Annotated in this window: 20 protein-coding genes and 2 pseudogenes; 9 read left to right on the top strand and 13 right to left on the bottom strand. The window is 44.6% G+C overall.

What is annotated here, in order from left to right:
* Nucleotides 1–46: 46 nt before the first annotated feature.
* The 4 genes from P7F88_RS07795 to P7F88_RS07810 form a co-directional block, all read right to left on the bottom strand.
* Nucleotides 47–1,141: an ABC transporter ATP-binding protein gene (locus P7F88_RS07795; protein ID WP_277823435.1), complete on the bottom strand. Its 1,095-nt coding sequence runs from the start codon at nucleotides 1,139–1,141 to the stop codon at nucleotides 47–49.
* A 25-nt stretch (nucleotides 1,142–1,166) separates the two neighbouring features.
* Nucleotides 1,167–2,336: a carbohydrate ABC transporter permease gene (locus P7F88_RS07800; RefSeq protein ID WP_277823437.1), complete on the bottom strand. Its 1,170-nt coding sequence runs from the start codon at nucleotides 2,334–2,336 to the stop codon at nucleotides 1,167–1,169.
* Nucleotides 2,337–3,347: a carbohydrate ABC transporter permease gene (locus P7F88_RS07805; RefSeq protein WP_277823439.1), complete on the bottom strand. Its 1,011-nt coding sequence runs from the start codon at nucleotides 3,345–3,347 to the stop codon at nucleotides 2,337–2,339.
* Nucleotides 3,348–3,437: 90 nt separating this feature from the next.
* A complete protein-coding gene (locus tag P7F88_RS07810) occupies nucleotides 3,438–4,787 on the bottom strand; it encodes an ABC transporter substrate-binding protein (protein ID WP_277823441.1) in 1,350 nt (449 codons plus the stop codon).
* A gap of 282 nt (nucleotides 4,788–5,069) precedes the next feature.
* Here P7F88_RS07810 and P7F88_RS07815 point away from each other — a divergent pair, with 282 nt between their 5' ends.
* The 4 genes from P7F88_RS07815 (at nucleotide 5,070) to P7F88_RS07830 (ending at nucleotide 9,943) form a co-directional block, all read left to right on the top strand.
* Nucleotides 5,070–6,107, top strand: a complete 1,038-nt coding sequence (locus P7F88_RS07815; RefSeq protein WP_277823443.1) for a LacI family DNA-binding transcriptional regulator — start codon at nucleotides 5,070–5,072, stop codon at nucleotides 6,105–6,107.
* 45 nt (nucleotides 6,108–6,152) lie between these two features.
* Complete coding sequence (locus P7F88_RS07820) at nucleotides 6,153–7,838, top strand: glycoside hydrolase family 13 protein (RefSeq protein WP_277823445.1); 1,686 nt, start codon at nucleotides 6,153–6,155, stop codon at nucleotides 7,836–7,838.
* Between the two features lie 185 nt (nucleotides 7,839–8,023).
* Nucleotides 8,024–9,028, top strand: a complete 1,005-nt coding sequence (locus P7F88_RS07825) for an endonuclease/exonuclease/phosphatase family protein (protein WP_277823446.1) — start codon at nucleotides 8,024–8,026, stop codon at nucleotides 9,026–9,028.
* A gap of 165 nt (nucleotides 9,029–9,193) precedes the next feature.
* Nucleotides 9,194–9,943, top strand: coding sequence for a PilZ domain-containing protein (locus P7F88_RS07830; RefSeq protein ID WP_422127641.1), 750 nt, complete (start codon nucleotides 9,194–9,196; stop codon nucleotides 9,941–9,943).
* Between the two features lie 143 nt (nucleotides 9,944–10,086).
* Here the strand turns inward: P7F88_RS07830 and P7F88_RS07835 are convergent.
* A pseudogene (locus tag P7F88_RS07835) lies at nucleotides 10,087–12,449 on the bottom strand (Lon protease family protein).
* A gap of 558 nt (nucleotides 12,450–13,007) precedes the next feature.
* Between P7F88_RS07835 and P7F88_RS07840 the strand changes: the two are divergent.
* Complete coding sequence (locus P7F88_RS07840; protein WP_277823448.1) at nucleotides 13,008–13,802, top strand: GGDEF domain-containing protein; 795 nt, start codon at nucleotides 13,008–13,010, stop codon at nucleotides 13,800–13,802.
* Nucleotides 13,803–13,810: 8 nt separating this feature from the next.
* On the opposite strand, the gene P7F88_RS07845 is transcribed toward P7F88_RS07840, so the two are convergent.
* From P7F88_RS07845 to napF, 8 genes and pseudogenes are all read right to left on the bottom strand, one after another.
* Nucleotides 13,811–14,152: a hypothetical protein gene (locus tag P7F88_RS07845; protein ID WP_277823450.1), complete on the bottom strand. Its 342-nt coding sequence runs from the start codon at nucleotides 14,150–14,152 to the stop codon at nucleotides 13,811–13,813.
* A gap of 165 nt (nucleotides 14,153–14,317) precedes the next feature.
* Nucleotides 14,318–14,899, bottom strand: a complete 582-nt coding sequence (gene napC / locus P7F88_RS07850) for a cytochrome c-type protein NapC (RefSeq protein WP_277823452.1) — start codon at nucleotides 14,897–14,899, stop codon at nucleotides 14,318–14,320.
* Nucleotides 14,900–14,908: 9 nt separating this feature from the next.
* Nucleotides 14,909–15,343, bottom strand: coding sequence for a nitrate reductase cytochrome c-type subunit (locus P7F88_RS07855; protein WP_277823454.1), 435 nt, complete (start codon nucleotides 15,341–15,343; stop codon nucleotides 14,909–14,911).
* Nucleotides 15,333–16,205, bottom strand: a complete 873-nt coding sequence (gene napH / locus P7F88_RS07860; RefSeq protein ID WP_277823456.1) for a quinol dehydrogenase ferredoxin subunit NapH — start codon at nucleotides 16,203–16,205, stop codon at nucleotides 15,333–15,335. Before napH ends, P7F88_RS07855 begins: the two co-directional genes overlap by 11 nt.
* Nucleotides 16,205–16,989 (bottom strand): annotated as a pseudogene (napG, locus tag P7F88_RS07865) (ferredoxin-type protein NapG). Before napG ends, napH begins: the two are co-directional and overlap by 1 nt.
* A gap of 22 nt (nucleotides 16,990–17,011) precedes the next feature.
* A complete protein-coding gene (gene napA, locus P7F88_RS07870) occupies nucleotides 17,012–19,498 on the bottom strand; it encodes a nitrate reductase catalytic subunit NapA (protein ID WP_277823458.1) in 2,487 nt (828 codons plus the stop codon).
* A 10-nt stretch (nucleotides 19,499–19,508) separates the two neighbouring features.
* A complete protein-coding gene (locus P7F88_RS07875) occupies nucleotides 19,509–19,760 on the bottom strand; it encodes a chaperone NapD (protein WP_277823460.1) in 252 nt (83 codons plus the stop codon).
* Complete coding sequence (gene napF, locus P7F88_RS07880; protein ID WP_277823462.1) at nucleotides 19,744–20,274, bottom strand: ferredoxin-type protein NapF; 531 nt, start codon at nucleotides 20,272–20,274, stop codon at nucleotides 19,744–19,746. The genes P7F88_RS07875 and napF overlap by 17 nt, the downstream gene beginning before the upstream one ends.
* Nucleotides 20,275–20,529: 255 nt before the next feature.
* Between napF and P7F88_RS07885 the strand changes: the two genes are divergently transcribed.
* From P7F88_RS07885 to P7F88_RS07890, 4 genes are all read left to right on the top strand, one after another.
* Nucleotides 20,530–21,732, top strand: a complete 1,203-nt coding sequence (locus P7F88_RS07885; RefSeq protein WP_338405545.1) for a type IV pili methyl-accepting chemotaxis transducer N-terminal domain-containing protein — start codon at nucleotides 20,530–20,532, stop codon at nucleotides 21,730–21,732.
* Between the two features lie 71 nt (nucleotides 21,733–21,803).
* A complete protein-coding gene (locus P7F88_RS25640) occupies nucleotides 21,804–22,016 on the top strand; it encodes a hypothetical protein (RefSeq protein ID WP_338405546.1) in 213 nt (70 codons plus the stop codon).
* A gap of 2 nt (nucleotides 22,017–22,018) precedes the next feature.
* On the top strand, nucleotides 22,019–22,222 hold the full coding sequence (locus tag P7F88_RS25645) for an ATP-binding protein (protein ID WP_338405560.1): 204 nt from the start codon (nucleotides 22,019–22,021) through the stop codon (nucleotides 22,220–22,222).
* A 12-nt stretch (nucleotides 22,223–22,234) separates the two neighbouring features.
* A complete protein-coding gene (locus tag P7F88_RS07890) occupies nucleotides 22,235–22,864 on the top strand; it encodes a response regulator (RefSeq protein ID WP_277823463.1) in 630 nt (209 codons plus the stop codon).
* The last annotated feature ends 19 nt before the right edge of the window (nucleotides 22,865–22,883 follow it).

Raw genomic sequence — 22,883 nt, forward strand, 5'->3', positions numbered from 1 at the left:
TCTTACCCGATAGGAAAGAGGCTCCAAATAAGGCATTGATTGTAAATTAATCCATATGCTTAACTGAAATATCATCCTGATTAAACAGATGCAGTTTCTCTGGAGATGCTTTCAAATGAACCATCTCACCTTTGTGAAGGTCAATGATACCTGGGATCTTCGCCACTATTGCTTCTTCGTGATGTGGAACATCAATATGAAGCAATGTTACTTCACCAAGAGACTCAACAAACAGCACTTTACCCGACAGATAAGCTTCGGATTCCTCAGCAATCAAGAAATCTTCTGGGCGAATACCCGCCTTACCCTTAGTCCCTTTAAGTTGCTCAGGAACAGCAAACGGGAAAGCGGATTCAACACCATTTTCAAACTTGATGCTACCTTGTTCACCTGCCTCTGTAATATCCACATCCATAATGTTCATTGCTGGCGAACCAATAAAACGCGCAACAAAGATATTTCTTGGATTGGTATACAACTCAAGCGGTGTACCTACCTGCTCAATATAACCCGCAGAAAGCACCACAATGCGGTCAGCAAGCGTCATCGCTTCCACCTGATCATGTGTTACATAGATCATGGTGGTTTTGTCCATCTTCTCTTTCAGGTTCGCGATTTCTATACGTGTCTGAACACGAAGTGCTGCATCAAGGTTAGACAATGGCTCATCGAACAGGAACACTTTTGGATTACGAACAATCGCACGACCAATCGCTACGCGCTGACGCTGACCACCAGATAGTGCTTTTGGTAAGCGATCCAGATACGGTTCTAGTTGCAGCATTGCTGCCGCTTCTCTGACTCGCTTATCGATGTTTTCCTTTGACTCTTTAGCGATACGCATAGCAAACGCCATATTGTCATAAACCGTCATATGCGGATAAAGCGCATAGGTCTGGAACACCATAGCGATTCCACGCATCGCGGCTGGCATATCGTTTACGCGTACCCCTTCGATCTCCAGGTCACCACTGGTTATATCTTCCAGCCCGGCAATCATTCGGAGTAACGTAGATTTACCACAGCCTGATGGTCCAACAAAGACGATAAACTCGCCGATATCGATATCCAAATCCACACCGTGAATCACCTTGGTTTCACCGTAGGCTTTTTTAATATTTGTAAGCTTTAAACCTTTCATTGAATACTTTTCTCCGTTCTCCGTCTTACTTAACAGAGCCAGCTAACAGGCCACGAACTAAATAACGTTGCAGGCTAAAGAACACGCCTAGCGGTACTGCAATAGATACAAATGCAGAAGCAGTCAGAATTTCCCAGTTACCACCACGGGAACCAAGTAGCTCTCTCAAACGTGCAGTCAGTACCATTTCATTCTCGCCAACACCAAGAAATACTGTCGCAACCAATAAGTCATTCCATACCCACAAGAACTGGAAGATGGCAAATGAAGCCAGTGCAGGGAATGAAAGAGGTAATACGATTCGGACGAATATCTCAAAATGAGTCGCCCCATCCACCTGTGCAGATTCAATAATCTCTTTAGGCAGGTTAGAGATATAATTGCGTAGCAAGTATATTGCCAACGGCAAACCAAACCCGGTATGTGCGAGCCATATCCCCAGATAAGTCTTAGCTCCGACACCAAAGAATGACCCTATATCGTTATACAACCTAAGCAGAGGAATCAGTGACATCTGCAACGGCACTACCAACAAGCCAACCACGAGCGCAATCAATAAGCCACGTCCGGGCATTTTCATCCAGGACAATGCGTATGCAGCAAAAGCAGCAATAAGAATCGGAATAATGGTCGCCGGGATCGTCACCGTTAATGAGTTAATAAATGACTGCCCTATACCTTCAGCGGTTAATACCTCTCGGTAATTATCCAAACTGAACTTAGGTGGAACCTCCGCTGTATAGAAGATCCGCTTTCCTCGGGAACCCTTAAATGGTTCCTGTGAGGTCATCACATAACTGCCATCTTCCTGAACCGTTAATGTTCCACCCTTTCTCATCGGGGCTGTATCACCCGGTGCAAACTCAGTTGGCGCTTTAGAAGACCAGCCAAACTGAATGACATCGACAGCAGCGCCGTCATCATCAAGAATCTTCCCTTCTAGAATATAAACACCGTCACGATTGACTTGAGTATCTGGATGTTCCGTACGCGCAATCAGGTTTTGTTCTGATGAAGAAAGTGCAGTCCACCAACCAGAAATTGCCAATTGCTCTTTGTCACGGAAAGATGAAATTAAAAGTCCTGCCGTCGGAAACGTCCACATAATGACAATTAACAGAACCGACGCGTGCACCAATAACGTTAATGGAGAACGGCGCATTTTACTAAAGCTAAACTTAGCATCTTCAGACATCTAGCGTCCCTCCATCTGTTTGTTTGCCTGACGAATATTCCAGATCATTACCGGAATAACCGCGACCATGATGATTACCGCAATTGCAGCGCCACGACCGAAATCACCGCCCCCGCGGAACATCCAGTCGAACATCATGTTAGCGAGTACTTGCGTACTCCACTGACCATTAGTCATTGCAAGTACAATATCGAATACTTTCAGTACGGTGATGGTAATAGTTGTCCATACCACGGCTATTGTTCCCCATATCTGAGGAATTAAGATCTTGAAAAAGATCTGTATGCCGTTAGCACCATCCAATACCGCAGCTTCCACCGTTTCTTCAGGGATACCACGAAGTGCAGCAGAAAGAATGACCATAGCGAAACCCGTCTGAATCCAGATAAGAATCACCATCAGGAAGAAGTTGTTCCAGAATGGAATGGTGATCCAGGCTTCTGGTGTACCACCAAAATACTCTACCAGAGCATTCAACACACCTATCTGTTCGGTGCCCTCTGAGCGGTAATCGTAAACAAACTTCCATATAATCGAAGCACCTATAAATGAAATCGCCATCGGCATAAATACCAGACTTTTCGCTATATTGCCCCAGCTGACCTTGTCAGTCATTGCAGCAATAACGAGTCCAAAAAATGTCGAGGCAGCTGGAACAACCAACAGCCATAGCATGTTGTTAAAGAGCGACTCTCTAAATTCTCTATCAGCGAATAACCATGAGTAGTTATCTAGCCCTACAAAATGTTCGCCGTTTTTGTCATGCAGAGACAAAATGACCGAATCAAACACCGGGTAAACTAGATACAATCCTAGAAAGGTTAATGCTGGTCCCAGGAATAACCACGGGCGAACAGCCGCTGCACGGCTAATGTTTTTCGCCATCTGCTCGTTGGAAACACCATGAGAAGGGAAGATAAGTTTCAGAACCCAGTTACTACCCCAAAAGTAGATAACACAGCCAGCGACACCGAGGAACACGATAAAGAGGGATGAATAGAGTTGTCCCATGTTAACCTCACATCAAAAAACTTGACCAATCAAAAGAATAGTAAACAAATGCAAGGCTGACACACGTCAGCCTTGCATATTTCCTTGTTATTATTTTAGAGCATCCCAGGTTTTCTGAATTTCATCAGCAACCTGCTGCGAAGACTGACCACCACTGTAGTTCACCATGCCAGTCCAGAACGCACCAGCGCCGATCTTACCTGGCATCAAATCAGAACCATCAAAGCGGAAGGTTGTCGCATTAAGCAGAATTTGACCCTGTTTCTTCAAAGTGTCATTCGCGTAAGCATCAACATTTGCGCCCTTGAACGGAGTAAGGAAGCCAGATTGAGCCATCCAGATTTCATGAGCGATTGGAGACTGTAGGAACTTCATAAACTCACGAGTTGCTTTAGAATCTTTAGTGACACTCCACATAGTACCGGCACCAAGAACTGGCTTACCTAAATCTTTAGATTCATAAGCTGGGAAGTAGAAGAAGTCAGCATCTTCACCCAACACCGTACCTTCCGGGAAGAAAGACGGGATAAATGAAGCTTGTCTGTGCATATAACACTTAGCAGGTGATGAGAACATGCCTTTAGGGCTGTCACGGAAGTCCGTTGCAGCTACCGCGCGAGAACCACCATCCACGAAATCATCTTTCAGGAACCAGCCAAACTCATCAATGGCCGCCTTCACTTTAGGGTCATTGAACTTAAGCTCGTTAGATACCCACTTGTCGTAGTCTTGTGGAGACTGCGTACGTAGCATCATATCTTCAACCCAGTCTGTTGCTGGCCAGCCAGTTGCACCGCCACTACCTAAACCAACACACCATGGAGTTTCGCCATCTTTAACAATTTGTTCTGTCAGAGCTTTCAACTCTTCCATCGTTTCAGGCACTTCATAGCCCGCATCTTCAAAGTTTTCAGGCACATACCAAACCAGTGATTTCAAATCCACTTTGTAGAAGAAACCGAATAGTTGATCTTTGCCTTTCTCATCAGCAAATGTACCCAGGTCTACCCATGATGAACCTGCTGCATAGTTGTCGTTGATCCAACCTTTCCAATCACTGCTTAACGGTGTTAAGTAACCTTTTGCCGCAAGGTTAGCTGCAAGACCTGGTTGAGGGAAAATCGCCACGTTAGGTGCACTACCTGCTTGCACATCGATTGCGATTTGTTGTTCAAACGAGTCGGAGCCAGCATATTGCACATCTGCGCCAGTCGCTTCTTCAAAATACGCGATAACACTTTCAATTAATGCCTTATCTGGACCAAGCCACGGGCCAAACACGGTAATGGTTTCGCCTTTCAAATCCGTTTTCTTCAACATTTCATAGCTGTCCCAGTTGAAGCGACTATCTTCACCTGGTGCGTACTTAAGGTCAGCGGCTAGTGCAGAGGTGGAGGATATAGCAAGAGCAATAGCACTGGTAAGTAGAGCTTTATTCATTGGTAGACTCCATGTATAGGGTACTTGTTTATTTTAATTCGTTAAGGACTTGTCGTCTTAGCGACTTAATCGGTTAAGTCCTTCTAAATACATTAGTCATGAAATCTAAATTTGACTAAAAAAGAATCTAAAGATGCGTAGCTCATCAATAAACCGAGCAATAAAAACACAAATAAGTGAGTTACCTCAAACTCTGATATTTTTCATGGCTGGATCCATTTCTTTATTCAACTTAATCGTTCTAGAATTCCAAAGTGGCTTACGAGCAAGAAGAATCCAGTAATGAAAAGAGAAAATAAAAAGCCAACTCTGAAAGATGTCGCTGCAAAATTAGGGGTTTCTACAGCCACGGTTTCTAATGCCTTTAACAGACCTGATCAACTTTCTGTTTCACTCAGAGATAAGATTCTAAAACAGTGCCACGAACTAGGATATACTGGCCCAAGCCTGACCGCTCGCAGCCTTAGAACTGGTAAAACCGGTGTCATCGGTGTCTTATTAGCTGACAACCTCTCTTACAACTTTTCAGACCCTGTAGCGACGCGATTTCTGGCTGGAATCTCTTCTACACTAGATGCACAACACGTCAATATGTTGTTGCTTCCTTCTAGCGCCGAGAACTACCAAAACACCCAGGTCGAAACAATACCGGACAGCTTTATTGTTTACGGAAAGCCCGTGGATTCATCAGTAGTAGAAAGAATTCAAAGACAAGGTAAGCCTCTAATCGCAGTCGACTTTAAGTTGGATGGTGCGCCCTCCATCAATATCAATAACCGTGAAGCATCTTATGAAGTTGCAAAACATGCGCTTCAGGGCCTAAAGGGAAAAGTGCTTATACTTGGACTTAAGCTGGAACCTTCTACAGCAATTACTTTGCTTCATCATGACAAGCTTTACAGTAGTGAAGAATCCATCTCTCGCTGCCGTTTTGATGGCTACCAGGATGCGATGGAAGAGGCAGGAATCGAAATCTCTTCACAAAATATCTGGCAAATTCATCAGTTAGAGCCTGAAGCGCTAAAAACCGTTTTAAGGGGAGCGCTAACCGCACCCGATAAAGTTGGTGCAATGCTTTGTATGAGCGACAAAATCGCCCTTGCCGCGCTTGAAGTCACTAAAGAGCTAGGCATCAAAGTGCCGGAAGAACTCAAAATTGTCGGATTCGATAATATCCCAGACGCTGCAGTTCATGATTTAACAACAGTGAATCAACCATTAACCGAGAAAGGCCGTATCGCAGCGCAAATGGCTCTGGGCCTGATTCCATATGAATCTATTAATCTACCCTCTGAATTGATAATCAGAAAAACAACATGACTGTAACTACACTTTATAGACCGCTATGCCAACAGGAGCACTCAAATGAGTAACGAACAATTGGAAAGACGTTGGTGGCACAACGCCGTTGTTTATCAAATCTACCCTCGCAGCTTTAACGATTCAAATGGTGATGGGGTTGGTGATATCCCTGGAATTATTGAGAAACTGGATCATATCAAGGGGTTGGGTGCCAATGTGATTTGGTTGAGCCCGGTGTATCAATCTCCGATGGATGACAATGGTTATGACATCTCCGATTACTACGAAATTGCTCCTGAATTCGGCACCATGGATGACATGGATGAGCTGATCAAACAAGCTGATGCGCGTGGCATAAAAATCGTGATGGACCTGGTGGTGAATCATACTTCCGACGAACATCCATGGTTTAAAGAGTCCAAAAAAGGTAAAGACAACCCGAAACGTGACTGGTACATCTGGAAAGATCCAAAGGAAGATGGCAGCGAGCCCAATAACTGGGAGTCTTTCTTTAAACCAAAGGCCTGGACTTTGGATGAGGAATCAGGCCAGTACTACCTACACCTATTTAGTAACAAGCAGCCCGACCTGAACTGGGCTAACCCAGAAGTTCGCGAAGCCGTATATGAGATGATGCACTTCTGGCTCAAGAAAGGGTTGGGTGGTTTCCGCATGGACGTTATCAATATGATAGGTAAACCTTCAGATTTTCCTGATGCCTCCATTTTTGACGAAGGAGTTGCAGGCTGGGAGCACTGGGCAAATAACATGCTATGCCACCAGTATCTTCGTGAAATGAACGAAAAAGTGCTTTCTCATTATGACGTCCTTACAGTTGGAGAAACTCCGTTTACCAATACAATGGATGGTCGCTTCTACTCAGACCCAGGCCGCAAAGAGATCAGTATGATCTTCCAGTTCGAACATGTAAGTATCGACCGTGAAGAACATAACGCAGTGCGCAAACCGTTTGATTTGCTTCAGTACAAGTCCATCATGTCTAAATGGCAGGATGACCTTTATCAAAAAGGTTGGAATAGTGTCTACTGGAGTAACCACGACCAACCGCGAACCGTTTCTCGCTACGGTAATGACGGCGATGAATATCGTGTGATCAGTGCCAAAATGCTGGGGACAGTGCTGCATATGATGAGTGGTACACCATACATCTATCAAGGTGAAGAGTTGGCCATGACCAACAAACACTTTAACAACATCGAAGAGTTCAATGACCTGATGGCTAAATTCCACTATCAAAAAATGATGGATAGAGGCATCGAGCCAGCCGAAGCGATCGACTTCCTGAATCATTTCTCTCGCGATCATGCCCGAGTACCGGTTCACTGGGACGCTTCAGATAATGCAGGGTTCACTTCCGGAACACCATGGCTGCCAGTCAACCCGAATTACACAGAGATAAACGCCGCACAAGCGGTTTCAGATCAAGGCTCTGTCTACCATCATTACAGAAAGTTAGTTGAGCTGCGTCAGGGAGACGAATATGGCGATGTGGTGGTTTATGGTAAACATCAGTTACTTGATCCCGAAGATTCTAAGGTCTACGCGTATCTTCGCTTCTACGATGGCAAAACACTGTTAGTTGTAGCGAACTTTAGTGGTGAAGTACAAAGCCGAGCCTATGATCACCAGCTGAAAAAAGTGGTATTAAACAACTATGCTGATGACATCTCTGATGTGCGCGAGCTAACTCTAAGTCCATATCAGGCGTGTATATTTGAAATTGAATAACGCAAACCCGGTCATTCCGTATGGTGAGGAACGAGCGTAGTACGGTATCTAGCTAAAGGTCCCGGACTTCGCTATGGCTCATCCGGGATGACAGACTTTATCAGTTTAACTGGGTGCTTCGGCACCCTTTTTACTTTTGCCAGGAATAGCTTACTCTTAGATAAAACAACCAAACCATAGAAGTGATGCGTAAAGCCATAAAGATAGCGACCTTCAATTTACTTAATTACCTAGAGCCACCCAATGCTTATTATGATTTAGAGAATATTTATACCAACGAACAGTGGGATAAAAAGCAAGGCTGGATTGCGGACAAATTAAGAGAAGCAAACGCGGACATCATAGGATTTCAAGAAGTATTTTCACCAGACTCGCTACGAATATTATCAGAGCAGTGTGGATATCCGTATTTCACTGCTATTGATACACCAGAGGTAGAAAAAGGCTACCTGTACTCTAAGCCGCCACTTGCCATCGCTTCACGGTATCCTATTCAATCCGCCAGAGAGGTGAAACCTGACCGTACATTAGTAGAACACTATCCTCTTTCAGAGCCGTTCTCTTTTAGCCGGATGCCCATACACGCAACGATATGTGTCGAAGGCGTTGGTGAAATAGAGGTCATCAATGTCCATCTTAAGTCTCAGCGCCCTATCGTTGGTAACATGCCTACAGCTGAGGATAAAGAAGATCATAGCCAGGTCGGAGCGAAAAATTTTGGCAGTTGGCTTTCTACCGTTCAGAGGGGATTTGAGACTCATTTCTTATATCATTATATCTCTCAACTTAGGCTCTCTGATGTACGCCCTGTAGTGCTACTCGGCGATTTTAACCAATCGCTCAAGAGCCTCGAAAACGCGGTACTACTCTCTCCTGATGAACAAAGAACAAGTGAAGATATAACTGGAATGCCAATGCTTTTTGATTCCTGGCAACAGTATTGTAAACAATTTGGTAAAGATAAAGACTTTTTGCAGTGGTCGCGGACTCCGACTCACTATTATGGTGCGGTAGGTAATACATTAGATTACGTTTTGTTATCGGGGGAATTCGATAGTGAGAACAGCCATGGGCACTTTATCGTAAGGAACTACTCAGTGATTGATAATCATATCGTTAACCCAAGACATGAGCTGGACAGGCTAGCGAGCGACCACGCGATTGTCACAGTATCAGTAGAAGTGCGTTAAGTTCATTAGCTATACACTTATGCAACCAAATTCCGTAGTATCACTCATAATTTAGCAATCACTATTTAAATCATAAGTAATAGACCATAAAATCGGATTATATGATTCCTCGCAGAATCGTTAACAAAATAAAAAGTATAAAATATCACTCAAGGAGTTGGCAGTATGAGTGTAACAGCAATGTCCGCTTCGATGGCAAAGCAGAGGGTAAAATCAATGGTTCAAGAAAGAACCACAGAGTCGACGATAAATAGCACAGACGCGATAGATATGATGAGCCATGGTAGCGAGCTTACCATCAATATCACCACACCTGTCGGTATTAAGTACATGGGTAAGGCAAAGCTAATTGGTACCCACACAGATAACCTGATGCTTATAGAGCCACCCGAAATATCAGATGACGACTTTGAATACTTCTTTCAGGAAGGATTCTGGATCGTTGTTCGCGCCATATCTCAAAAAGGTGAAGGCGCGATAATTCACTTTAAAAGCCAGATAGAGCACATCACCGAAGAGCCTTTAAGAATGGTGATGATCAACATCCCTGGCATGATGAAAATCAACCAGCTTCGTAAAGAGCCTCGCTATGATGTAAACCTGATTGCCAGAGCGATTGTTGGCGAACGAAAAATTGAGTGTGAAATCAGGGATCTTTCAAAAGGTGGCTGTCGCTTTGTAACCAGCTCTCTGGCAAACAGTTTTAATATTGGCGATACGGTTAAACTCTCTGTTATTACCAGCTCTAAATCCAGTGTGAGGCTTCTGCCCCTAAGTGGCAATATTTGTAACTTACAAGGATCTATTCACTACGCTAAATACGGTATTAAGTTTGATGAAGATGGTTTAACTAACGTTAAAGTACTGCTAAGCCACCTTAAGTTTGATGGTACCAAGTTGGCACTGAAAATATAGTAGAGACGACTAAGCCAAACCGAAGATAGTCATTCCGTATAACGAGGAACGAGTGTAGTACGGAATCTAAATAAAGCTCGCTATAGTAAAAATAGATCCCGGACTTCGCTTAGGCTCATCCGGGATGACAATTATTGATGAAACTACTTCCTCAACGCATTCAGCTTCGCTTGAGCGATTCCAAATATGGTATTAATCGGATAGCTCCCTTCTTCACTAACTTCACCTGCAGGCTTACCCGTGAAGAGCTCGATAGCCTCGGATACATGATCTATCGCCCAGATATGGAATTCACCTTTCTCCACGGCTTTAACAATATCCTGGCGTAGCATCAGATTATGCACGTTGGAACACGGGATAATGACACCTTGCTCATGATGACGGCCTTTGATTACACACACATCGTAAAAACCTTCAATTTTTTCGTTAACTCCACCGATTGGCTGCGCTTCACCAAACTGGTTCATTGAGCCAGTAATGGCTATATCCTGGCGGTTTGGCTGCTTAGAAAACGCTGAAACAACGGCACACAACTCAGCCATGCTGGCGCTATCACCATCGACACCACCATATGATTGCTCAAAGGTAATATTGGTTGTAAGAGGAATTTTCGCGGTTTTTCCAAACACTGAAGCAATATATGAGGAAAGGATCATCACACCTTTTGAGTGAAGACTGCCACCCAGATCCACATTTCTCTCGATATCAATCACTTCACCATCACCATATGAGGTAGTCGCTGTAATTCTATTCGGCGCACCAAACATATGGTCACTGGTACTCAACACGGATAAGGCGTTAACCTGACCAATAGCCGACCCTGTAGTATGGATAAGCGTAGTACCATTGGTAAACGACTCCATCACGTTATCCTGAAGGCGATTTACACGCATCTCCTGATTCTTAAGCGCCTGATCAACATGATCTCGTTCTGATGAGGTTAGAACGTGCATTCCTTGCCACATAATTTGATTCACGCAACAGGTTGGCGATATAGGCAGAGTGCAACGAAAGCTTGTTCTGATCACCCGCCATTCTGGAACTGTACTCAATGATTCTGGCGATGGCTTTCCTGTCACAGTGAAGCATCTTGCTATCATGAACGATGCTGGAAATAAAACGGGCGTAGTTCAGCTCAGAATCGTCGTTTCGATTCATTTCGTCTTCAAAATCCGCTGTAACCCTGAATAGCTCACCAAACTCCGGATCATAGTGTTGCAGAAGCTGATAAGTCCGGTAGTCACCGAAAAGAATGATTTTTACATCTAGTGGAATCGGCTCTGGATCCAATGAAAACCGCACCGGTAAGAGTTACCTCTTTTTCAAGTGCTGTTAGGCTTAGCTGGCAGGGAGCGAAGAGCGCGCTTTAAACCATCCCAGACATATGGCTGTTCCAATACTTTAATTGCATCGATCAGCAACACACCACCATTAGCTTTGTGCAATGCACCCGAGCGAATCAATGAGAAATCAGTAAACACCGTGCCCTTGTATGTTGCGGTCTCGGTGTAACCAAATAGAGTATGGTAGTTAGGGCTCTCTTCAACCACGATAGGAAAATCATCCGACTTCTGGCTCACCAGGACATTGACTTTGTATCGTCGTGGTAACTTTTTATCTAGCGACGCAGCTGCAATCTCACCTTGCTCTCCACTTTCTTCAAGGAAGATCTCAACATTCTCAACAATATCCTTCTGAAGTTCAGTCAAGTATTTCTTAATCTCACCGTAGCCAAGATAGCTTTTCTTGAGCTCCTTGATAAAGTGAGTAATCACTTCAAGAGTAACTTCATCATTCAGCTTTTGAATTTTTTCACTGTAGCTTCTTCCCATTCCGTAAGCTGGCGAACCATAGTTCTCAGCTGGATCTCCAGCTCATCGATATTTTTGCCAAAGCGTTCCTGTTCTGCTTTAGGTAAGCTCTCGAAAGTTTCTTCGGTATGCTGCTCCTCACCGTTCATGGCGATAAACTGGTAGTCACCCTGAGTGGTCAAAGTAAGACTAATGCCTTTCTCTTTTGCGTCTTTGCTTATCTCTTCAAGCTCTGTTTGCTGCTTTTGAGTTAACTGACCTTTGAGCTTTTCCGCCCTGCTGTAGTACATTTCATTGTCAAACGCTAAGGGAATAGCCTTTACCAGCTTCACCATTAACTTTTCTATATCCTGCTTAAGCTTGCTGCCCATACCAGCAGGTAGCTTAAGAACCTTTGGTGTTCTGATATCTTCGAAGTTAGCGACGTAACACCAATCATACAGGGAGTCCACCTCGTACTGATGTCTACTGAGATATCTCAGGATCATGGTGCGCTTGCCTAAACCATTTTGGCCAATGGCATAGATGTTATAGCCTTTCTCCTTGATGGACATAGCAAACTCTACCGCCTTCTGCGCGTTCCTGCCCTACAATTTCGTCGATCGGTGATAATTCTTTTGTTGATTTGCAATCAAGCTTATTCAGCTCTGCAACTTACGATAAAGATCTTTGGAAGATAAAGGAGTAACTGGCATTAATACCTCAGCATAAATAAAAGCTCATAACTCCAGTGTAGTTATATTTTCTTTACGTTTTAGTGATTTATGCAGTATTTGGGTCTAACTGCTCGAAAGATAGCCAAAACAACATAAAAACCGGAGACTCAGTAACTCCCTTGGGATAGAAACAAATATGAAACATGGAACCTAAGTCACATACACATCCATCTCAGAAATAATACAATTGCACACATAATGACATTTAACTCTGGCTCAATATCACAGTAACATGCAAGAACTCTCCGGTACTCGGTTAGCAGATATGGCTGATATTTACAGCCAGAGAAAAAGCAAAATAGTGGTATTGTTTGCAGCTACCGCTGCGTTTTTGCTTGGGGGTTCGGAACAACTAACCTCTTTACAGGGCACACTATCAACGCCGCTATTAACCTGCTAGGAAGCGCTCTGTGCCTGATTAATATCTGGCAAATCAAACGCCGAAAAAATCCTTCAAACAGCAAAGTTTTACTCACTTCTGTTTTGCTTGTTCACGCATTCACCAATCTGACAGTCCTCGACGGAAATATTTCTCACATGTTTTGGGTATTTCCACTACTGGCCAGTGCAATATACTTAAATGAGTTTAAAACCAGTTTAGCTATTAGCATTACGTTCTGTGCCTTCACGGCTCTTTACACGTCTTATACCGATGTTAGCGCATCACTAAACCTCAACTCTGCTTTTGAAAATCGACTGCTGGTCGCTCTGATAGTGACTTGCGCCTTGTGCCTGTTATCAAACTATTATTACTCCAAATCTATGAGCTATATGCAGGAGCTCTATCGTTCAGGAATACAGGAGTTGGCGTATAAGGATAGATTAACTGGCCTGGCAAATCGTTGGACATTCGAAACCTGGGCAAAGAAGACACTGCAAGAAAACAAAAACAGTGAAAACATCACCGCACTGATTTTTCTGGATATAGATAACTTTAAACCTATCAATGACACCCACGGGCACCATGCAGGAGATCAGGTGCTTAAGCATTTTGCTCAGCGGCTATCTAACTGTATTCGTGGCGTAAACAGAGAGACGAACAAGCATGAGTTTTGCGTAGCCAGATACGCGGGCGATGAGTTTATGCTTCTACTGCACGACATCCCAAGCATGAAAGATCTGGAAGGCATCATTCAACGTATTAGTGTTCTGTTCTCAGATGACCTCGATAAGAAAGGAAGTATTGGTTTGCTAACATTTAGTATCGGCATTTCAATTTATCGACAGGATGCCGATGACCTTCGTGAGCTAATAAGATGTGCAGATAAAGCGATGTATGAAGCTAAACATTCTGGCAAAAACCGCTACAAGTTCTACCAGTCACAAGCCTAAGGCTTTCTTTAATTACTTGGAAACATAAACAGTATCCAAACCCAAAATGATCCCAAAACAATCGACCAGATAAGCACCCTCAAGAACGTAAGCTCAGGCAGTTTTCCTTTATTTTTCGGCTGTTCTTCTGCATTTTGGTTTAATTGAGCATTCAACTTCTCGCGTGCTTTAGCAATCGCTTCAGCTCTCGCCTGCCTAGGGTTCAATACGGCCTTATACAGATCTCTCTGTTTTCGTCTGGCTTCCGCTTTGTTCGCTGTTTCAGAAAACTTCTTTCTCTGATTATTGGTGAGCTCTATATCCGGATTATACGGCTTTCCCGGATCGCTATGCCTTCGCTGAAGTGCCATTACTCAGTTCCCTTTCCAATCTCCTCCTTTAAATTATAGCCTGATCCTTAATTGATCGTCATCTACTCTAATTCGACGACGGGATATTGGTTTAATTTTCAATGGGGTATAAAAAAACACCTCACTAAAAAGCGAGGTGTTTTCGATAATAAATATAATCTTAAATTATAGCTCTTTGTTGATCGTATGCTCTTTAGGTAGCTTGTGAGCGATACCTTTGTGACAGTCGATACAAGTCTGGCCTGCATCTTCTGCACGGTCATGGATTTCAGCTGCAACTGGCTTCTGAGAAACAAAGTCCATGTATTCAAAGTTGTGACAGTTACGACACTCTTGTGAGTCATTGGCCTTCATTCTATCCCATTCACGGGATGCCATCTCGAAGCGATGTTCTTCAAACTTCTTAGCAGTATCCACTTTACCTGTTAGCTTACCCCAAAGCTCTTTACTCGCCTGGATCTTACGAACCATTTTAGGGCCCCACTCTTTAGGCACGTGACAATCCGGACAGGTAGCACGTACACCAGAGCGGTTTGTATAGTGGATAGTACCGATATACTCCTGGTATACGTTGTTCTCCATCTCGTGACAGCCGATACAGAACTCTTCCTGGTTACTCATTTCCATGCCGGTGTTAAAACCACCCCAGAAAATGATACCAGCGAAGAAACCGCCCACAAGAAGAGTACCTAACGCCAGGTGACTCGGCTTTCTAAACCACGCCCAAAAGCGCTTTAATAGTCCCATAGCTCCCCCTTACTGGCCGAACTTACCAGCTGGTGCAAATTCATTTAGTACCAGTGGCTCTGCATCAACCTGAGTAACGTGACACTGCAAACAGAAGTAACGACGAGGCGCTACATCAGTAAGGATCTTGTTATCACGATCCATATAGTGAGTTGGGCTTACACGCGGAGCCTTTGCCTTACGGTAAGTACTCACATCATGACATTCCAGACAACCATTATTACTTGGGTTAAGTTGAACCTGACCCGTTTCGTGTGGAATCAATGGAGGCTGGTTCACGTAATCCAGCGCCAGTACATCCTGGCTCTTCGGTACCTTCTTCAAAGTTGGTACTTCGTTAGTATCAGCTATTCCCTGAGCGCCCCGAAGTGATGTCACTTCAGCGATTGCTGCCGTACTTACTATTGCTGCCAGCAGCGCAGACACGACAAACTTAATCTTCATATTTAGCTCCAGTTCTTATTCTAAATTCGAATACTTTTTCAGCACAGACGTCGATACAGCGACCGCAACTAATGCAATCCTGACTCATAACTTTTCTGTCCCCTTCCTTCAGTGGTTGTCGTAGGATTTTGGGTTCAGGACAGACGTTATAACAGTCCATACAGTTGTTACATTTTTCCCTGTCAGTCGCAGTTACTCTTAATAAGCTGTAACGACCGATAGCGCCATAGGTGGCCCCTAATGGGCATAAGTGTCCACACCAACCATGCTCAACAAGCAGCAGGTCGATAAGGAATACCATCAAAATCAGTACCCAGCCCGCACCAAAACCGAAAACCAATCCACGGTGAAGGGCGGCAACCAGATCCAGCCAGGTCCATAGCAGCGTGCCTGAAGCAGCACTACCAACCAGGATGGCAGCGAGTAACCAGTAGCGAATCGATGAAGACCACTGATAACTTGCTTTTAGTCCGGTTTTTCGTCTGATCCATGCAGCCAAATCTGTCACGAGGTTTACAGGACAAATCCAGGCACAGAACATTCTTGGTCCAGCGATTGCGTAAAAGCCTGCTACTACTAAGCCACCAATAATGGCTGTCGTTTCAGGCCAGAAGCCGGTTGCTAACGTTTGCATCAGCAACAGAGGGTCTGTCATCGGAATCGTCCCTAGCAGCTCACTAGAAGAGAGATTCCCTGTCAAAATTCCCCATGTTGGCCCCATCATAAACGCGACAATTACTGAAACTTGCATCAGCCTGCGAAGGATCAGAAAGCGATTTGCGAACCACAGTCCGTTCGTCTTCGCTGACTCTTTACCGGCATCTTTTGCCAGATTCTTTTTCGCTTTAGGTTTTATTGCCATCACAAACCTCCCTCTTTAACACCATCAGGGTTTCCGAGAGGTGCTCGATTTGGTAAATCCAGCTGCTTAGGAATCAAGCTTTCGCCACCATGCTTCTCTTTCTCTTCCCAGCCTAAACGATAGTGGTGACCAAGCTCGCCTCTCGCTAGTGCGGTAGGCACAACCTTAATCGCTGTCGTTTCAAGCACACACGCTTCTTCACACTTACCACAACCCGTACACTTATCAGTGACCACTGTCGGGATAAACATTGCATGCACACCAGTACGCTGGTTTCGAATCGGCTCAAGGGTGATAGCTTCATCAATCAATGGGCAGACCCGGTAACATACATCACAACGCAGACCTTGCCAGTTCAGGCAGTTTTCGTGGTCAATAAGAACCGCGGTTCCCATTCTTGCTTCTGCAATATCTGTTAATGAATGATCAAGCGCACCGCTTGGGCATACCGGTACACAAGGGATGTCATCACACATTTCACAAGGGATATCCCTTGCACTGAAATATGGTGTACCCGTTGCAACCGGAGAAAGCATCGTCGCTAGTTTCAATGTGTCGTAGGGGCATGCCTGAACACACAAGCCACAACGCAGACAGGCATTAAAAACTCCTGCTCCGCCAGAGCACCCGGTGGACGAATAGGCACGCTACCCGTATCAGCCTTGCTCTGCTGTGTCTGTAATCCAAGCACCGTCGCTGCGGCACCAGCCCCAACCGCTGTACGAGCGGCGTCTCTCATAAAACGCCGCCTACTGGCAGATGGTAAAGAATGGTTAATTTTCATTCTTCACTCTCCAAACAAGGCTTTACGCCTTCTCTACCTTAACTGCACATTTCTTAAAGTCAGTCTCTTTCGATAGCGGGTCAGTCGCATCAAGCGTTAGCTTGTTGGTCAGTTGTCCAGCATCAAAGAATGGCATGAAGATAAGACCTTGTGGCACTTTGTTACGTCCGCGTGTTTCAACGTGGCTCAACACTTCACCACGGCGTGAAGATACTTTAATCGCATCACCACGGCGTAGACCACGCTTCTTCGCATCCAGTGGGTGCATGTAAACAACCGCATCCGGGAACGAACGATATAGCTCAGGTACACGACGTGTCATAGAGCCAGTGTGCCAGTGCTCAAGAACACGGCCAGTACAGAACCATAGATCGTAATCATCATCTGGTGCTTCTGCTGCTGGTTCATAAGGAAGCGCAAAGATAACCGCTTTCTTATCTTTTTTACCGTAGAACGAGAACTCTTCGCCTTTTTCTACATATGGGTCATAGCCTTCTGCATAACGCCATAGTGTTTCTTTACCATCTACCACAGGCCAGCGAAGACCGCGTGATGCATGGTATTGTTCAAATGTACCAAGGTCATGGTGGTGACCACGGCCAAAGTATGCGTACTCTTCGAACAGACCTTTCTGAACATAGAAGCCAAAGTCACGAGACTCATCGTTCAACTGACCTTCAGCTAGCTCATCAAGACCAAACTTATCTACCTTACCGTTGGTAAATAGCACTTCGAATAGAGTCTTACCTGCTAGTTCTGGTTTCTTAGCGATCAGATCTGCTGGCCACACTTCTTCAACTGTGAAGCGCTTGGAGAATTCCATCACCTGCCACATATCAGACTTAGCTTCGCCTGGAGCTTGAATCTGCTGACGCCAGAACTGTGTACGACGCTCTGCGTTACCGTAAGCACCTTCTTTCTCAACCCACATTGCTGTTGGAAGGATAAGGTCAGCCGCCATAGCGGTAACTGTTGGGTACGGATCAGATACAACAATGAAGTTAGCTGGATCGCGGTAACCAGGGTAACGCTCTTCGTTGATGTTCGGACCAGCCTGCATGTTGTTGTTACACTGAACCCAGTAAGCATTCAGCTTGCGGTCTTTAAGCATGCGGTCTTGAAGTACAGCGTGGTAACCTGGCTTCGCTGGGATAGTACCTTCTGGGATGTTCCAGTGCTTCTCAGCAAATTCACGGTGCTTAGGATTCATTACCACCATATCTGCAGGCAGACGGTGTGCGAATGTACCTACTTCACGAGCAGTACCACAAGCAGATGGCTGACCCGTTAGTGAGAATGGACCACAGCCCGGCTTAGAGATCTTGCCAGTTAGTAGGTGCACGTTGTACATCAGGTTGTTCGCCCATACACCACGAGTGTGCTGGTTGAAGCCCATTGTCCAGTAAGAAACAACTTTCACGTTTGGATCTGCGTACATTTCCGCCAGTTCAATTAGCTGATCTTCAGGCACACCAGAAAGCTCAGATGTGTACTTCACATCGTACTTGGAAACGAACTTAGCGTAGTCTTCGAAGCTCATTGGAGTTGACTTCTTACTACCTGGGTTCTTCGCTGCTTTTTCTAGTGGGTGCGTAGGACGCAGACCGTAACCGATATCCGTTTCACCCTTACGGATGTTAACGTGCTTATCCATGAAGTCCTGGTTCACTTTATTATTCGAGATAATGTAGTGAGCGATGAAGTTCAGGATCGCAAGATCGGTTTGTGGTGTAAAGATAATTGGGTTATCTGCAAGCTCGTAAGAACGGTGCTCATAAGTAGAAAGAACCGCTACTTTAACGTGTTTTTCAGACAGACGACGGTCAGTTAGACGCGACCAAAGAATTGGGTGCATTTCCGCCATGTTCGATCCCCAAAGTACGAACGCATCAGCGTACTCTAGGTCATCGTAACAACCCATTGGTTCGTCCATACCAAACGTACGGCCAAAACCAACTACCGCAGACGCCATACAGTGACGTGCGTTAGGGTCGATGTTATTAGAACGGAAACCAGCTTTGTAAAGTTTAGCAGCAGCGTAACCTTCCCAAACCGTCCACTGACCTGAACCGAACATACCTACAGAAGTAGGACCTTTCTCTTTCAGTGCAGCTTTAAATTTGTCTGCCATTACATCAAAGGCTTCATCCCAGCTAACTGGTGTGAATTCACCCTCTTTGTCGTAAACACCATCGGTTTTACGAAGTAAAGGTTGGGTTAGGCGGTCCTTACCGTACATAATCTTAGGTAGGAAATAACCCTTAATACAGTTAAGACCACGGTTTACTGGTGCATCCGGGTCACCCTGGGAGGCTACAACACGACCATTCTGGGTACCAACCAGAACACTACAACCCGTACCACAGAATCGGCACGGAGCCTTATCCCAGTGTACTTCGTTGTCTTTACCAGCAGCTTTAGCAACCGATGTAGGAAGAATAACTCCCGTTACCGATGCTGCCGCTACCGCCGCGTTTGCCTTCAAGAAAGATCGTCTACTGACACTCATGTTTGCTTCCTCAATCAAGCTCAACTTGCTCATCCATTTGGTGGAACACCAGAGTTGCAGCGAGCACCCCTGGCAATTGCTTTATTTCTTCGAATTGGTCAGCCAGGCTGTCACGGCTATCGCCTTCGATAACCACAACCAGCTTTCCCGCTTCGCTGGTTCCCGGTACTTCCGCACCAGGCATTGCTTCAATCGCAGCTTTTACTGCTTCTAGTTGGTCAGCTGCGGCGTGAACCGCTAAGCTGCTAACGTGATAACTCATCTGCGTTTCCTGTTTTGATACTAGTATCGCGCTTCATCTGTATGGCATTTGCCGGACATGGTTTGATACAAGCGCCACATCCTGTACAGTCTTTCTCATTCAGCATTGGCTTGGCTGTGCCACCTAATTGCAACCGAAACTTAATTGCAGCGTATTCGCACATATCACCGCAACTTCTGCACTCCACTCCGTTAAGAGAAAGGCAATTACTTCCGATAACCGCCACCTGTTGCCAAGGCTCTTGCTCTTTTGGCTGAAATAGAGGTTCGGGGCAGACTTCTGCACATCGTCCACAAAACGTGCACTCATCAACATGAAAGTCTACTTCGGGAAAACCTGCTTCCCCTTTAATGATGATAGATGTCTCACACGCTTCGATACATTTCCCACACCGGGTACAACCATCAACAAAGGCTTGTTCACCAACAAGCCACGGCGATCTCTGCGGTGCCTCGGTAACAATTTCTGCTTTGGGAGCGCGGGTAAACAGGCGACGCCTTGCTATATCTACCAACTTTTTCCTCTATATTTTGCTACTAATTTAATGACTTTATTGAGAACGATTATTATTAAAATCATTCATACGTCATTAATATCTCTAAATATTCTGAATTAACTGTAGTCTAAGATTTGCACTTTTCTTATAAATAACCCTTAATAGGTAAATGGATATCACAATTGCGCAAGATCAATTAATCCATACGGTTTACTTCACACAATAGAGAGATGTACAAATAGCCAATGTTGATAATTTCATCAGGAGAAAAGCTTGCAGTTGCGTAGACCACAAGTATCAATAACAAAGACAATAGCCTGGGCGATGCTGTGTATTTTGTTGCTGTCAATTACTACTGCGGTTGTTACCCTTTCTGCGGTTTTTTCGAGCATGAACGATGCAGAAGCGATCAATGTGGCAGGCTCATTGCGAATGCAGAGTTATCGCCTGGCGTTTGATATCGAAACCCGTTCAGATGAGTTTATAGAGCACCTGGTTGCTTATGAACGCTCTTTACATTCCCCAGCGTTACGCTCAATCAATAATTGGGCAACACCTCAATCGTTGATTAATCGTTACTACAACCTCACGCTAATGTGGAATGAGCTGCAGCCAGCGTTGCGAACAGACAATAAAGCACATTATATTCAGCAAGTTGCTGCCTATGTAGACGAGATCGACATCTTCGTTTTTGAGCTGCAAAAATTCTCGCAACAAAAAATGTCTTTGTTGTTCTTCTCATATGGACTCGGGTTTACATTGATCCTTCTTGTTGCCATGTATGTGATTTACTTTTCACAGAAAAAAGTTGTAAGCCCACTCAGACAGTTAATGGTCGCCAGTAAAGAAGTACAGTCCGGTAATTTTGGTTTTAAGTTGCGAATCAATAGCCAAAATGAACTTGGTGTAATGGCAACCGCTTTTAACGGTATGGCAACGGAGCTTGAGAAGCTCTATGTCGGGTTGGAACAAAAAGTAACTGAAAAGACACATCGCCTGGAACACGCGAAAAACTCACTAGAAACTCTGTATAGCTGTCAACAACAATTGGGAGTTAGCCATCTAAGCGAGCAGAACTTCAAGAGTATTCTTGAGGCCCTGTTAGAAACCGAAGGTATCACATCTGTAAAAATGGTTGTTGTTGAATCAGGTGCAGAGTGGAGTATCGAAGTTGGAGAACCATGTAGAGATTCCATCATTCACTGCGAACCTTTAGTGTTAGACGAAGATGAGCTAGGACGCCTGGAGTGGCACTATACTTTACCCTGCCCCGATCAAGAGCTTATTATTAACGTTTCCAAGATTCTAGCGCGCGGTATCTATTACAATCGTTCACAAAAACAGACTCAGCAGTTACTCTTAATGGAAGAGCGAGCAACCATTGCACGGGAACTTCACGATTCCATTGCCCAATCTCTTTCTTATCTTAAAATTCAAACAACGCTTCTCAACCGGGAATTAAAGCGAATAAAATAGAACAAGCCACTGAAACTGCTAAAGAAATTGATAAGCAGCTTAGTGCAACCTATACTCAGTTAAGGGAGTTATTGAGTACATTCCGCTTAACGATTGGTAAAGCCAACTTAGGGGAAGCGCTACAAGAACTGATAAAACCGCTGGAAGAACAAACCGATGCTGAGATAATACTGGACAATCAGATCGCTTCTATCTCATTACGAGCAAATCATCAGGTACATGTTATTCAGTTGATTAGGAAGCGATTCTCAACGCGATTAAACATGCATCACCAAATACAATAAAAATAACCTGCCAGGAAACAAATAACCTGGTGAACATAACCGTCACCGATGATGGAACGGGATTCTGTACAAGTGTTGAAAAACTCAATCACTATGGTTTAACCATAATGACAGAACGTGCAGACCGATTGGAAGGTGACCTTAATATTGAAAGCAAGCCGGGTGAGGGTTGTACCGTTCAGCTCCAGTTCCCGCTTCATAAATAACCGGAAACAAACATGTCAAACTGGAACGTACTTATTGTCGATGACCACCCTCTGATGAGACGAGGAATCATCCAGCTACTCTCTTTTGAAGAAGAGTTTAATGTTGTCGCTGAAGCTAGTAACGGCGCGGATGCCGTGGCTGTTGCTACTAATCAGGAACCAGATCTTATCCTTCTCGATTTGAATATGAAAGGGATGTCTGGACTGGATACCCTTAAAGTCATGCGTGAAGAAGGGGTTACTGCCACAGTTATCGTATTGACGGTTTCCGACAGTAGTCAGGATATCCGGGCACTGATTGATGCTGGCGCTGATGGTTACCTGCTGAAAGACACAGAACCGGATGAGCTAATCAATCTGATTAAGAAAGCAATGACAACCGGCAGTGCCTTTAGCGAAACTGTATTGGAAGTGCTGAAAGAGAAAGCTGAGACAGACGATATGTTCTCGACGCTGACTGACCGTGAAAATGAAATTTTGATCGAAGTAGCCAGAGGGTTTAGTAACCGCCAAATAGCAGACCGTTTGTTTATCTCTGAGTCAACGGTAAAAGTACATATTAAGAGCCTGTTGAAGAAACTGCGCGTGAAGTCTCGCGTAGCAGCGACCGTGCTATACCTTGAGAGTCAGGGAAAAGCATAAAAGAAATCACACTTAAAAC

Source organism: Vibrio hannami, from assembly GCF_029589055.1.
In the GTDB taxonomy this organism is placed as follows: domain Bacteria; phylum Pseudomonadota; class Gammaproteobacteria; order Enterobacterales; family Vibrionaceae; genus Vibrio; species Vibrio hannami.